Annotated in this window: 10 protein-coding genes; 4 read left to right on the forward strand and 6 right to left on the reverse strand. The window is 40.3% G+C overall.

What is annotated here, in order from left to right; genetic code table 11:
• Positions 1-28 precede the first annotated feature (28 nt).
• The 5 genes from VF06_RS00840 to menH all read right to left on the reverse strand — a co-directional run bounded on the left by VF06_RS00840 (position 29) and on the right by menH (position 6,301).
• Entirely contained in the window at positions 29-1,432 is a 1,404-nt protein-coding gene (locus VF06_RS00840; protein ID WP_371411485.1) for a glycoside hydrolase 100 family protein, read from the reverse strand.
• A gap of 150 nt (positions 1,433-1,582) precedes the next feature.
• On the reverse strand, positions 1,583-2,392 hold the full coding sequence (locus VF06_RS00845; protein WP_099072297.1) for a glucose 1-dehydrogenase: 810 nt from the start codon (positions 2,390-2,392) through the stop codon (positions 1,583-1,585).
• 200 nt (positions 2,393-2,592) lie between these two features.
• Positions 2,593-3,249, reverse strand: a complete 657-nt coding sequence (locus VF06_RS00850) for an SAM-dependent methyltransferase (RefSeq protein WP_099072296.1) — start codon at positions 3,247-3,249, stop codon at positions 2,593-2,595.
• Between the two features lie 229 nt (positions 3,250-3,478).
• Positions 3,479-4,846, reverse strand: coding sequence for an APC family permease (locus tag VF06_RS00855; RefSeq protein ID WP_099072295.1), 1,368 nt, complete (start codon positions 4,844-4,846; stop codon positions 3,479-3,481).
• A gap of 630 nt (positions 4,847-5,476) precedes the next feature.
• Positions 5,477-6,301, reverse strand: coding sequence for a 2-succinyl-6-hydroxy-2,4-cyclohexadiene-1-carboxylate synthase (gene menH, locus VF06_RS00860; RefSeq protein ID WP_099072293.1), 825 nt, complete (start codon positions 6,299-6,301; stop codon positions 5,477-5,479).
• A 483-nt stretch (positions 6,302-6,784) separates the two neighbouring features.
• On the opposite strand from menH, the gene VF06_RS00865 reads away from it, so the two are divergent.
• Together VF06_RS00865 and VF06_RS00870 are read left to right on the forward strand one after the other, a co-directional pair.
• A complete protein-coding gene (locus VF06_RS00865; RefSeq protein WP_099071894.1) occupies positions 6,785-7,252 on the forward strand; it encodes a hypothetical protein in 468 nt (155 codons plus the stop codon).
• 265 nt (positions 7,253-7,517) lie between these two features.
• Positions 7,518-8,960 (forward strand): FAD-dependent oxidoreductase, encoded by a 1,443-nt coding sequence (locus tag VF06_RS00870; protein ID WP_099071893.1) that lies wholly within the window; start codon positions 7,518-7,520, stop codon positions 8,958-8,960.
• Between the two features lie 654 nt (positions 8,961-9,614).
• On the opposite strand, the gene VF06_RS00875 is transcribed toward VF06_RS00870, so the two are convergent.
• Positions 9,615-10,817, reverse strand: a complete 1,203-nt coding sequence (locus VF06_RS00875) for a 3-dehydroquinate synthase (protein WP_099071892.1) — start codon at positions 10,815-10,817, stop codon at positions 9,615-9,617.
• Between the two features lie 621 nt (positions 10,818-11,438).
• On the opposite strand from VF06_RS00875, the gene VF06_RS00885 reads away from it, so the two are divergent.
• Entirely contained in the window at positions 11,439-12,299 is an 861-nt protein-coding gene (locus VF06_RS00885) for an EboA family metabolite traffic protein (protein ID WP_099071891.1), read from the forward strand.
• 20 nt (positions 12,300-12,319) lie between these two features.
• A complete protein-coding gene (locus VF06_RS00890; protein ID WP_244917990.1) occupies positions 12,320-13,288 on the forward strand; it encodes a TatD family hydrolase in 969 nt (322 codons plus the stop codon).
• Positions 13,289-13,301 lie beyond the last annotated feature (13 nt).

The following is a 13,301-nucleotide window of genomic DNA, read 5'->3' on the forward strand; positions in this document are numbered from 1 at the left end:
CAATTTCGTGAAATTGGCTGTGAAAATATTATATGCTACAGCCAGGGCCTTGAAGGTCTTCGGGAAAACTAATTAATTCCAAGTAATCTGGATTTGCTAGAAATTGTTTTGCTGCTAATAACCCAGCAATGCTCCAAGTTTGATAAATTCTGGCTTCCTTGCCAATTAAACGACCATTATTGCCATCGTAGTATTCGGGGAATTGATCTTGGTATAAACGACTTTCAGCAATGGCGATCGCCTCTTGGGCAAGTTCTATCCTGTTTGTTTTCAGTGCCGCAGCAGTAAATACCCACAATAAAACAGGCCAGTTACCACCGTTGTGATAAGACCAAGGTATGTTTTTAGAATCGCATCCCGTTACAATTTTCCACTCCAAACCTTCCAAAGCTGGAAAGCAGATTTTAACAGGCATATAGCCAATCAAGTTTTCCCAGCGTTCGGCAAATAAATTCATGATGCTTTGGGATTCTGTTTCGCTAGCTAAGGAAGCTAAGATTGCCATCAAATTTCCCAAAGTAAAAAAGCGGAAATCCATTCGTCCCGGCCCTAAATTTCCGGCTAAATATCCTCCAGTTTCCGGTAACCACTCGGTCAACCAACTGGGGATAGATTCTGAATGGATGTTGAATTTATTGGCAACTTCTTTACCAAATTCGTTACCTTTGTAACGATAAATTTCCCGCAATCGCTGTAAATCTAACCAGTAATAATTGCGGATATGATATTTCAAAGCTCCCAATCGCCGATTCACTTTATCCAGATAACTTTCACCATTGCCATCTGGTAAGAGTAATTCCCCGGCTGCCCTCAAAGATGCATAAAATAATACCTGAATTTCTAAAGGATGTTCGTAAACTCCCAAACGCCGGTCAATCATGCACGCGCCATCGGGAACTAACATTGTTGGGTACATAGAAAAGCGATGTACCAAACACAGATCCAAAATTAACTTGATTCCTGCTTGAAAATCTGGTTGACGCGCTAAAGTCAAATCCCCTGTGGCTTTTTCATAAGCTCTCAATAGCAGAATCCACCACATACAAGAATCAACTGGAGGAACGCGAGCGATGGCTTGTTCGCCAAAATCAGCAACGAAAAATTCCTCACTACCAATGGATTGGACTTTGAAACTGGCAGGCATTAACCCTGCACCCGGTTCAAAGCAATCCATTTGTTTTTCATGACTTTGTAATTTCAGAGTTTCTATTAAAAAATTGCGGACAATATCTGCTTCGCCGTGCATTAGAAACACTAAAGCAGAAGGCACAAAATCCCGAAGAAAACACTGGTCATAATTGAGTGGATCTGCATGTGGATCGACAGCAGCTAAGGTACCGATGGGTTTTCCTTGATGGTAAATTATTGATTTTTCTAGAAATTTCCAAGCTTCTGTTTCTGGCAAATTCTTCTTATTACTCATAGGAGTCATAGGCGTTTAATTCCACTAATGTAGGTATCGGTTTAATGGTGGAAAGCACGCCAGTTCAACTTTTAGAGACTTCCAAATCAAAAATTTCCTACTGTTGACAAGCAATACTCAACAGTCATCAGTCACTTGTTTTTGTTTCTTGGAGTTTCCTTAAGCCGACCAGGTTTCGCGGAAATCAGCATACAGAGTCAATCCACCATCAACAAACAGCGTTTGTCCGGTGATGTATGCAGCTTCATCGGAAGCTAAAAAAGCTACTGCGGCTGCCATCTCTTCTGTAGTGCCAGCCCGCCCCATTGGGATATGGCTTTCCACGATCGCTTTTTTTTCTGGGTCATCAATCCAAGCTTGATTGATGGGTGTAATTGTGGCTCCGGGGGCAACGGCGTTAACACGAATACCTTGGTTAGCGTATTCCAATGCTAAACTTTTGGTGAGATTTTCCATCCCGCCTTTGCTGATAGAATAACTGATATACATCGGTCGAGGAATAATTTCGTGAACGCTGGAAATATTAATAATTACTCCCCGACGATTAGCAGACAGTAGATGTTTAATAGTTTCACGGGCGCAGAGATAAGCACCCCGGAGATTGACTGCAATGACTCGATCAAAATCTGCTGTGCTAAGTTCATGAGATGGACTTTCTGTTTGAATGCCAGCATTGTTGATGAGAATATCTAAACTGCCAAATTCCTGAATAACAGTGTTGACCATCTCAATAATGTCTGATTCTTGAGAAACATCTCCCTGAACCAGCAACGACTTCACACCACAACTTTGAATATCTCCACAAGCTTTTTGCAACGCCATTTCTTGCGTTTGTGCTGCTGCTTCAGGATCTTTACGGTAATTGATAGCAATGTTGCACCCTGCTTGAGCAAGTTTAATGGCGATTGCTTGACCAATACCTGATGTTGCACCTGTAATTAAGGCATTCTTTCCTTTTAACCCTATCATATTTTTTCACTGAAATGATTTTGGATTTGGGATTTTAAATTAATAGGACTTACGCAACGCCGATATTGTCATTGCGACCGTAACGGAGTGTAGGGAAGCAATCCCAGCATCAGTTGTAGAGACTAACAATTGCTAGTCTCTACAACGATAAATCAAGGGTTTTTAGTGTCTAAATAATGCGTAAATTCCAAATTTGGACACTATCGTAAATCGGCTGGTATGTCTTTGGGAACTACCCAATAGTAAACACTTTTGCCCTCTACAGTCAGAGTTTGGTTTGGTTTCCAGTTACCCATATCAAAGGCGTGGGAAACAATCCGAGTACCAGGTTTGAGTTGTTTTAAAAGTATGGGGCGGAGTCTCTCGTTGATTTCTGGTAATAGATAAAGCGTAACTACTGTGGCTTCACTAAAATCTGTGTTAAACAAATCCTGCTGCACAAACTTCACGCGGTCAGTTACTCCGGCTTTTTGAGCATTCTCATTAGCTTCTTTGATGCGTTGGGGGTCAATATCTATTCCCACACCACGAGTACCATAATTTTGTGCCGCAGTAATTACAATTCGCCCGTCACCACTGCCAAGGTCGTAAACTACATCATTTTTGTTCACTTTTGCCACTTTCAACATTGCATCCACCACTGGCTGTGGAGTTGGCACATAAGGAACATCACCAGGACGTTCTTGCGGTTGAGTTGTCGGCGTCGCTGAAGGAGTTACTGTTTCAGTCTCAGCCGTTAAAGTAGAAGGTTGTGTACCAGCTTCCAAATCTTGCTGTTGTGGAGTACATCCAACAATTCCCAAGCTGGTAATACTAACTCCCGCAACCAGTGAAAACAGAGTTTTTTTGAAGTTCATGAATTTTCTCCTTTGTGAATTGGGATTGTTGATTGTTGACGGATGACTGTTGACTGGGCATTGGGCATGGGGCATTGGGCATGGGGCATTGGGCATTGGGCATGGGGCATTGGGCATTGGGCATGGGGGAGGAGTTAGGAGTTAAGAATTATTCTCTTTGTCTCCCTTGTCTCCCCATCTCCCCATCTCCCCATCTCCCCCAATCCCGGTTGGTGAGGGAAGTCGAGCCTCATCTCCCCACGTCTCCCTGGCGGCGTTGATTATTCCACACCAACAGTGGGATACCTGCGGCGACAACTATGACACCTACAATTGCTCCGACGCCTGTGTAAACTAAGCTGGAATAAAGTAAGTAACCGCAGACGGCGCAAAAGAGTAATGGTGTGAAGGGATAAAATGGTACGCGGAATGGGCGTACTATGTGGGGTTCTCGTATCCTTAAGATGAGGAGAGACAGGCCTGAAAGTAGGAAGAAGAACCAAAACACGGGGGCGGTGTAATCCACCATTGTTTTAAAGCCTTCGCGGGTGAGTGTGCCTAAAACAACTAGTGCTAGGGCGATCGCTGCTTGCAACAATAAGGCATGGGTAGGGCTGCTAGGACGTTGCTGCCAGCGTCCCATAAAACCAAATAGGGAAAAATCTTGTCCCAGTGCGTAGTTGGTACGCGCCCCAGTAAAAATTGTGGCGTTGGTTGCCCCTAAGGTGGCGATGGCAATCAGTATGCTGATGAATAAGGCTCCCGGTGTACCCCAAAGCAAGCGCATTAAATCTGCGGCTACTGCTTCTGACTGTGCCATGTTGGCTAATCCCAGTCCCCGGAGGTAAGCTAGGTTGATCAGCAGGTAAATAGCGGTGATTATACCAATACTCCAAACGAGCGATCGCACAATGTTACGTCGTCCATTTTGAATTTCTGCTGAAATGTAAGCGGCTTCGTTCCAACCGCCATAGGACAGCAACACGAACACCATCGCTAAACCCCAAGTCCCTGATGATGCAGATTCCACAGCAGGGGTAGTATTAGGAGTGGCACTCAACCCAATAATTACTACTAGCAACAAACCCAAAACTTTAGCTACACTGAGCAGGTTTTGTGTCCACTTACCTTGTTGTAAACCAACGATGTTTAAAGCAGTTAAGAGGCCGATGGCTACTGCTGCATAAACAGATGATGAAAACGTGCCTAGTCGCCATATTTGCGAAACATAATCGCCAAAAACAAATGCTAAAAGAGCAATGGAACCAGTTTGAACTACTGTCATCCGCGCCCAAGCAAATAAAAAAGCGATTTTTCGCCCAAATGCACGTTTCAAATAGTAATAAGCGCCTCCAACATCAGGATAAACTGTTGCTAACTCTGCATAGCACAACGCTCCTACTAGAGATATGACACCACCGATGAACCAATAAAGCAGTACCGCGATATCACTACTCGCTTGATTTGCTACTAAAGCTGGGGTTTCAAAAATCCCTGCCCCGATGACAATACCAACAATCAAAGCCACTGCGTCTGGTAATGTCAGTGATGGCTTGGGTGATGCTATTTCAGTTATCTCTGTCCGATCAAGCAAATTGTAGTCTTCAGGTCTACTCACATTAGTTCCTCATTTAGTGTTGAGCAGGGACTTTTTGCTTTGTTTCATCAAGAATTACCTCAGATAATCAATTCCATTGAGATAGGAATATAAACTTATAAGCACATTACGCTTTCAAATTGCACAGTCAATCGTGGTGCTGATTGTTGACAATTGACTGTTAACAGTCAACACAAAAAATGTGCGGCGTTAGATGCGTGATAGTTTATTCACATCTCTACATTTAATATGGTTAAATATAAATGTGACGCAAAAATGACAATCAAGATAATCAATAATTACTAACTTTATTACTAATTTCTGATTATCAGCCCATGCAAAATTGAGATAGTGCCAGTATTTTTCGGCATTACCAATATTTGCATATTTATTTGGCTTGAGTTCTTGTAAAATGCTAGAAAATCTCACTTATGAAAACTTCTCCCATGAGTTTGATTTAAACTAGACTAAAGAAGGATTAACGAGATAACTAAAGAATGATTGACTAATAATCACTAATCGTGCTTTGTTCGATGGAGTAGGTAAAAAGAGCGATCGCTGAACACATACACAAGAGGTAACAGGCAAAAGGCAATAGGTAATTAGTACTTTTCTTATTCACAATTCCCTGTTAGTATTAGTTCTCAAAATTCAAGCAGGTAAGTATAATTCAAAAAACTCCCTCAGAATTTTAACAAAAACCAGAGTATTTTCAAAGTGAATATTATGTCCAGCACAATCGATGATTCTTAACTGGCTATGCTGGCATATTTGAGCTATTTCTGTATTAATATGTATAAATTTTTCATCATATTCACCAGCTAATAAAAGCAGAGGAATTTTATTTTTTGTTAGCTGAGACCACAAACTAGGCTGGCATCCAGTACCCATGAAGCGCAGTGATTTATCTAATTCTTGCGGGTTGTTCTGGGAACGATTTTTTACCATTTGGTCATATTGTGGATGATTTTTTATATAGCCAAAAATTGCTTGACTATACCAATTAGAGAGAAAATCAGCAAAAGCAACTTTAGTAGTAATTCTTGTCAATTTCCTACCTATTTGTGTATCGCGCTTAATTCTTTCTAAACGTTCTGCTTCGGTTGCTAAACCTGGGGAAGCGGATTCTAGTATCACTCTGAAGAAACGTTCGGGAAAATGTAAAGTTAGGTATAAAGCTAATCTGCCGCCCATTGAATAACCAACTAAAAAGCATTTAGCAATTTTTAATTTATCCAATAAGTTAATTACCGCCTGGGCTGCGTTCGACATTGAATAGTATTCATCCCCACCCAAAACTTCAGTTTTACCATGTCCGGGTAAGTCTAGTGTTAAATAAGAAAATTCATCACCTAATAAGTTGATTGCTTCATCAAATTCATCAATGTTACCCATGAAACCGTGTAGAAACAGAATTACTGGTTTATCTGTTGTCTCAATAAAAGAGTAATTAAAATTATAATTTTCTAAAACCATAAATTTAATGGTGGAATAAATGGAAATTTACCAGACACTAACCTAATTCATAAATAGAGTTAAATGATAATTTAAAATTTACCTTTCTTTAGATACAAATAAAACGCTACCAAAGATAGATGCCATTAAAAAATAATATAATTTACTTAATTTTAAAAATTAAAAACAATTCTCAACAATACTAACTTTTGTTAAAAAAATTATCAATGAAAGAATTTATTTTTCAGGAGTTAATAACATGTATATAGATAGGAGTCATATTTGATTTGGAGAAATGTACACAGGGGAGTCATTCGTGTGGGCGGGTTTCCCGACTTAAACGAACTGCCGTTGCGTTAGCCTTTGGCGTCACCCACCAAAGGATTTAGGTGCGTTAGGCTACGGCATAACACACCCTACAGATAATGAAATTTTTTCATAAATTTCACAAATTATTGAAGATGATTTTGAATATAAAATGTCTAAATTTTGGAGGCAAAACCAATGATTCATCACATTTCCATTGCAGCCAATAATCCCCGTCATGTTGCCGAAGTTTTAGCTAAAATATTGGGCGGAAAAGTTGCTCCATTTCCTTCCCATCCTGGAAGCTATGTAGCAATAGCTATGGATGAGAAAGGCACATTAATTGAAGTTTATCCCCTGGGAACTGAGTTGATTCCTGGTGATGGCGAACAACAAGTTCAATTTCGTGAGAATCAAAATTTTAGCCCATATGATGCAGTTCACGCAGCAGTGAGTGTGTCTATTAGTGAAAAAGAGATTGAAGAAATCGCAGCTCAGGAAGGATGGCGGGTACTGCATTGTAACCGGGGTCAATTTGAAGTCATTGAATTTTGGATTGAGAATCGCTTAATGATAGAATTGCTGACTCCAGAAATTGCACCTCAATATCTCAATTTTGTTCAAAAGCGAAATTTAGAAAAGTTCTTTACTACTAGTGTTACTTAAATAGGGAGTGGGGAATAGAATTTACCCGAACAATATAGGACTCTATCCACGAATTTGAATGTCGTTGACTGTTGACCGTTGACTGTTGACTGTCAAAGGTCAACAGCAGCAAGATTTCACTTTCTTATTTAGGACTGCTATATTCCCTATTCAAAGGGCTGGGTTTGATGATGTGTAAATGCGCGGAGTGCCTCGCAGGGGTTGACTATTTTGTATTGTCTTGTTAAGTGTAGGAAAATAACAATCAAGCTCAATTAAATCTCAAATGTTTGATTTACAAATTCCTACAGCTATAGAAAAAAAAGCTATTGTTATTGGGGGAAGTATTGCTGGACTGTTGACAGCTCAAGTACTAACTAAGTACTTTCATCACGTTACTATTATAGAGCGCGATCGCTTTCCCGAAAAACCAGAACAACGTCACGGTATACCCCAAGCTCATCATGTCCATGCTTTACTGATTCGGGGTCAGCAGATATTAGAGCAGCTGTTTCCTGGCATCATCGCAGAATTAACGAATTCAGGAGCGCCGATTTTAGACTCCATAGCAGATTGTCCTTGGCTGGGTTATAACGGTTGGGCACCACGCTTTCCTTCTCATTTAATTAGCTGCACTTCTAGCCGCAATCTTTTAGAGTGGACTATCCGCCGTCATTTGGCAGCTAATGACCGAATTGAATTTGTGCAAGCAGCACAGGTAACTAACTTGTTGTCTAACGCCAACAAAACCACCATTACAGGAGTACGAGTCAGTGTTCGCAACGAACCCGAAGCCGAAATACTCGCTAATTTAATCGTAGATGCCAGTGGTCGCAATTCTCAAACACCACAGTGGTTGGAGCAATTGGGTTATCGGCCACCGCAACAAACAGTTGTCAATTCTTTTTTAGGCTATGCCAGCCGTTGGTATCATCCTCCTGAGGGTTTTCAGGCAGATTGGAAATTTTTGTTAATCGCGTCGAAACCACCAAAAGATACTCGCAGTGCTGTACTGTATCCAGTTGAAGGTAATCGTTGGATTGTGACACTCATTGGTGTAAGTCGAGATTATCCACCAACTGACGAAGCTGGATTTTTAGACTTTGCTCAGAGTTTGCGATCGCCTATTCTCTATCAAGCCATAAAAGATGCTCAACCCATCTCGCCCATCTACGGCTATAGGCGCACAGAAAATAATTTGCGTCACTACGAAAAACTTTCTCGATTACCAGAAGGTTTGATAGTAATAGGTGATGCTGTTTGTGCCTTCAATCCTGTTTATGGTCAAGGTATGACCACCGCTGCTTTAGGTGCTTTGACTCTGGATGAATGTTTAAGCAAACAATTATCTCAGCAATCCCAAGGTAATTTAATTGGTTTCCCACAATATTTTCAAAAGCAACTAAGAAAAGCCATTTCTGTACCTTGGTTAATGGCCACAGGTGAAGACTTCCGGTGGTCTGCTACCGAGGGAGGAAAACCCGATGTGATTAGCAAAGTTATGCAGTTGTATATGGATAGATTATTACTACTGCAAGCTAACAGTCCAGAAATTCATCAGCTTTTCTCGGAAGTGATAAATTTACTTAAACCGCCTAGTGCGTTTTTTCAGCCAGGTATCCTCATGCAGGTTTTAAAGCAAATTATCAATTCCCATCCCCAATCAGATGAGCTTATTGATGGAAAAAATATTCCTAAATATCAGCCTTTGGTAATTCATAATTCCTAATTTATCACTCTAGAAATTAGAAAAAATCGGGTTGAAGAAGAATTCAGAAGTCAGAATGGGCTAAACGCCCCGCTACCGCTAACAGGAGTCAGAATCAATTAATTCCGAGTAGCATCCGCCACTAATTGTAGACTGCTAAATTTTTAATTTAGCAGGGTACAAAAACGCCGTTTATTCATTTGTCACTCGCACAGAATTCAATTCTGAATTATGACGACTGACGTATGTATTCTGTTTGATAAATCTATTTCCTATTATCTATAGCAGTCCTAAATCATTTGTAAAAATTCTATATCTCTTTCTTCTTTCTTACCTTTGTGTCCTTGGCGTTCTTCTCTACGAGACGCTGCGCGTTGGCGAAAGCCTCTCGTAGAGAAGGCGGTTTGTTTGCTTATTTATATTTTTCACGACTCGTTTAGGATTGCTATAAGTAGCTCAACCTGAAAAAACGTCATACGTAGATGTTAATAAATGTAGTGGCGTGGCAAGCATTAAATGTTGCAATAGATTTTATTGTGGGATGGGTGTCCTCACCCGTCCGGGCGGGCAAGATGCCCACCCCACAAGAGTTTATTAATGCACTATTTTAGCTGTGTCAGTCCACTACCATTGTTTTATGTTTAATTAAGTTGACCTACTTATCAGAAAGTCTTTTTAACGCAAAATTTCCCAATCTTGTAGTAGGGAAATAGCGTCTTTATAGAAAGATAAATCCACTTCATTGACTTCTATGCCTTGCCCGATTCCTTCTAGAAGAGTGATTGTTAATTTGCCTCCTAAATGTTCGCGGAATTCGGTAAGACCCCTAAATATACAGTTAGGATGGTCTGGATTATCTAGTTGTTCTTTTAGTGCCGATACATACAAAGTAAAGCCTAATTTTTTAAGTGTAACTAGAATTCTTTGCCACTCGGATTGTAAAAGTCGCCCTGTTAAATATGAATAAGTTGTATCCAAAGCAATGCCAATGGCCACAGCTTCCCCATGACGTAAACTGTAATTAGTTAAATGTTCTAATTTGTGAGCAGCCCAATGTCCAAAATCTAAAGGACGCGATGAACCCATTTCAAAAGGATCGCCACTCCCAGCGATATGTTCTAAGTGCAACTGGGAACAACGATAGATTAGCTTTTCCATAATTTCCATATCTCGATTAGCTAATCTATCGGCATAAGTCATAATAAAATTAAAGAAATCTACATCTTTAATTAGTGCTACTTTCACCGCTTCTGCAATACCCGATCGCCAATCGCGATCGTCAAGGCTAGTAATAAAATCAAAGTCATTTAATACAGCATAAGGTGGCATGAATGTGCCGAGAAAATTTTTCTTGCCAAAGGCATTAATTCCATTTTTAACCCCAACACCAGAATCGTTTTGTCCTAATACTGTTGTCGGTACTCGTAGCAGCCGAATTCCTCGATGAGCCGTTGCTGCTGCGTATCCTGCCATGTCTAATACGGCTCCACCTCCAATTGCTAATACGTAGGAATGACGACACAATCCAACTGCATCAATGCGCTGGTGAATTTGCTCTATAAATCTAGAATCGTTCTTCACAGCTTCTCCACCTGGAACGATGATTGGTTCGCCAGTCAAAGTAATGACATCTGCATAACACTGACCGTAAAGTGCTATTTTTTTGAGCAATGCATTTTGATAATTTAAAACTCCTTCATCTACCACTACTAGTACTCGTTTGGGAGTTATTTCCTCATTACCTGCAATCACTTGTGCCAATAAAAGATTATCTAATTCAAACAAACCCCTAGTAAAATGAACGTCATATTTGAAGCTTACTTGCACATATTGATTAATGGGTTGCAGATTCAGAGCAGTCTTTTGTTTAATAGCCATATCGAAATATTATTAGTTATTAATTAATTGTAAATTTAGGCAGTATTGGAACTCAGATGAGTAGCAATTTCCAAAATACAAATAAATTTGCATTTCAAAAATTGCAATGATTACTAAATAATCACAGCTAGTAATTCATTGCTTGACAACGCTATTATTCATTGTTGAATAAAGTTTCAAATTATGGTATTTGGCAAATTTCTGGATCGCTGTACTTAAATATATCTTAAACGTGATGTCTAAGTTTGACAGTTGGTATCACCATTATTACACAACAATGTAATTTTTTTCCGTAAGAAAAATGAGGGTTTTATCAATTAAAAATCACATCTTTACAGTATCTTATTCAAATTCTATTTATTTTATAGATTCAATGAAGTTATTAGCTAAGTAATATACTATATAACTGGTTGAAGAACAAAGTATCAAATTTAATGCTAGATATTATACATAAGACCTCTTGCAAAAGTTACTTTTGCAAGAGCGGGGAAGGGGAAAAGGTTAAAGGGAAAAGGGTTTTTATTTGCCCTTTCCCCTTTACCCCTTAACCTTTTCCCCACTTCTGCAAGAAGTCTATAGTTGTCGCTAAAAAAGATTGGGCAACTTCTCCTGAAATTTATCATGAGTAAAGTAAACAAGTTACTACATCAGTGGTTACTAAAATCTGTTTCTCAGACAGGTATTGCTTGGCTGGAACAGAAGCAGGCACACATCGCTAGCGGTGCTGCTGAGGGAGTGTTTTTTACATCTTTTAGTGCTGTGCCGCGTTACCTGGGTAAACAGAATTTGCAGCTAACATCCGAAGATTTGGAAGCAGCACAGGAGGCAATTCCTGGTTGGAATCCTGGTAATTGGACTGTAGATCGAGCAGGGCGCACACTCTTGGTTTTAGCTTTACCCCACGATGATGCCCAAAGTTATGTGCGATCGCTCGATAAACTTTTCTCTAGTGCCGACATGGGCGAGTTAGTTGCACTGTATCAAAGTTTACCCCTGTTACCACATCCAGAATTACACCGTCAGCGTGCTGCTGAGGGAATCCGCAGCAACATGATTAACGTATTCCAAGCCGTAGCACTACGCAACCCTTATCCAGCAAATTACTTAGATAATGCCGCTTGGAATCAGATGGTATTGAAAGCGGTGTTTGTCGGTAGTCCATTGCATCTAATTTGGGGTCTAGATAGCCGCGCTAACCCAGAATTAGCAAAGATGTTGACAGACTATGCCCACGAACGCTGGGCTGCTAAACGGTCAGTTACCCCAGAACTTTGGCGACCTGTAGGTAAATTTGCTGATAGTGCCATCGTTGCAGATTTAGAAAAAGTCCTGATTAATGGCGATATCGCCGAACAACAAGCAGCAGCCTTAGCTTGTGCTGAATCAGGTTTACCCCAAGCGCAAATATTACTTTCCCATTATCCAGATTTACAGTCATCCATAGAGCAGGGTAACCTGACTTGGAATAGTTTTAGCGTGTAAATGTAAAGAAAGTGGGGGAGATGACTGTTGACTGTTCACTGTCCAATGCCCCATGCCCAATGCCCAATGCCCAATTCCCTAAACCTATGATGTTTATCGATCCTCACATTCACATGTGTTCCCGTACTACTTATGATTACCTAGTAATGCGGGAATATGGCATTGTTGCCGTTATTGAACCAGCGTTTTGGTTGGGACAACCCCGAACCCATGCCGGCACATTTAAAGATTATTTCAGCAGTCTAGTAGGCTGGGAAAGGTTTCGTGCTAGTCAGTTTGGCATTCAGCACTACTGCACAATTGGCTTAAATCCTAAAGAAGCTAACAATGAAGCACTAGCGGCAGAAGTTCTAGAACTGATACCGCTTTATGCTTGTAAAGAAGGAGTCGTAGCTATTGGCGAAATTGGCTACGATGATATGACAGAAGCAGAAGATAAATATTTTTGTCAACAGTTAGCATTAGCGAAAGAACTTGACATGTTAGTGCTAATTCATACTCCTCATCGTAATAAAAAAGCAGGTGCAAGTAAGAGTATGGATCGATGTATTGAATATGGTTTAGATCCATCACAAGTAGTTATCGACCATAACAACGAAGAAACTGTTGAAGAAGTATTAAAACGAGGTTTTTGGGCAGCTTTTACGATTTATCCCCAAACAAAAATGGGTAACGCCAGAATGGTAGAAGTTGTTCGTAAATATGGATGCCATCGCATCATTGTTGATAGTAGTGCTGATTGGGGAATTAGCGATCCATTAGCAGTACCAAAAACCGCTAAGTTGATGTTAGAAAGTGGCATTCCAGAAGAACACGTGCGAGCAGTTTGTTATGAAAATGCCCTAGCTGCTTACAGTCAAACCGGACAAATGCAAGCCTCAGATTGGCTCGATCCCCAATCCATCGACCAGCGTCAACTATTTAATGGTAATTCTGTGTTGCGAGGACAAGAACCAGGTATTAATTCGCTTTCGGTGTTGATTGAGTAGAAAATTGGGTATG

Origin of the sequence: Nostoc linckia z4 (assembly GCF_002608075.1) — a bacterium.
Taxonomy (GTDB): domain Bacteria; phylum Cyanobacteriota; class Cyanobacteriia; order Cyanobacteriales; family Nostocaceae; genus Nostoc; species Nostoc linckia.

Bases quoted from the DNA above. Each gene is read 5' to 3' on its own strand.
- VF06_RS00850 (WP_099072296.1), bottom strand. From the start codon at position 3,249: ATGAACTTCAAAAAAACTCTGTTTTCACTGGTTGCGGGAGTTAGTATT.
- menH (WP_099072293.1), bottom strand. From the start codon at position 6,301: ATGGTTTTAGAAAATTATAATTTTAATTACTCTTTTATTGAGACAACA.
- VF06_RS00845 (WP_099072297.1), bottom strand. From the start codon at position 2,392: ATGATAGGGTTAAAAGGAAAGAATGCCTTAATTACAGGTGCAACATCA.
- VF06_RS00870 (WP_099071893.1), top strand. From the start codon at position 7,518: ATGTTTGATTTACAAATTCCTACAGCTATAGAAAAAAAAGCTATTGTT.
- VF06_RS00865 (WP_099071894.1), top strand. From the start codon at position 6,785: ATGATTCATCACATTTCCATTGCAGCCAATAATCCCCGTCATGTTGCC.
- VF06_RS00875 (WP_099071892.1), bottom strand. From the start codon at position 10,817: ATGGCTATTAAACAAAAGACTGCTCTGAATCTGCAACCCATTAATCAA.
- VF06_RS00890 (WP_244917990.1), top strand. From the start codon at position 12,320: ATGACTGTTGACTGTTCACTGTCCAATGCCCCATGCCCAATGCCCAAT.
- VF06_RS00840 (WP_371411485.1), bottom strand. From the start codon at position 1,432: ATGACTCCTATGAGTAATAAGAAGAATTTGCCAGAAACAGAAGCTTGG.
- VF06_RS00885 (WP_099071891.1), top strand. From the start codon at position 11,439: ATGAGTAAAGTAAACAAGTTACTACATCAGTGGTTACTAAAATCTGTT.